The sequence below is a fragment of the Campylobacter sp. S4:11 genome, from assembly GCF_024723695.1.
Taxonomy (GTDB): domain Bacteria; phylum Campylobacterota; class Campylobacteria; order Campylobacterales; family Campylobacteraceae; genus Campylobacter_D; species Campylobacter_D jejuni_C.
On the sequence record NZ_JANQDC010000085.1, the window covers coordinates 1 to 600 of the forward strand.

A 600-nucleotide genomic window follows, 5' to 3' on the forward strand; every position below is an offset into this window, starting at 1 on the left:
AGCATTATCTTGATTTAATTCTCCAAAATAAAAAGGATTGTTAGGAAGTTCACTTGAGCCTGTAAGGAGGGTGGAGTTTAGGAAGATTTTTGTATCTAAACTTTTAAAATCTATTTGATATTTTTCTTCTATGTCCTTTATATCCAAAACACTTCTATCTTTTGCAAAAATATCACAATGATTATCATAAATATGGATTAAATTTGACATAGAGATGAAAGAAGTATTGTTAGAATTATCTTGCAAATCTTGTAAATTTACTTTATCTAAGAATATGATTTTTATATTATTTGTCTTTAATACTATGGTATTGGTATTTTTATCATAAAATTGCTCTATGTTAAATACTTCGTTTAAAATTAAATTAACATCATTTTCCTTAGTATTAAAGCTTTGGTTATTTAGATTATCTTGTAAGGAAATTTCTTTATCTAAATAGGCTTGGATATCTTTTATTTTTTCATTTCTTTTTTCTTTTAAAGTATTGATAGATTTATAAAGCCTTTTTCTAGCATCAAGATAGGTATTATTAAGGTTTTCTTTATCTAGGATGAAGATCTTTGTGAAAGTAGAATTATAGCCTAGATTGTTTATAGCGGT

1 pseudogene is annotated in these 600 nt (G+C 24.7%); it reads right to left on the reverse strand.

Annotated features, from left to right (window positions below):
• Positions 1-594, reverse strand: a pseudogene (locus tag CAMP5053_RS08300) (hypothetical protein); the annotation flags it as partial.
• Positions 595-600 lie beyond the last annotated feature (6 nt).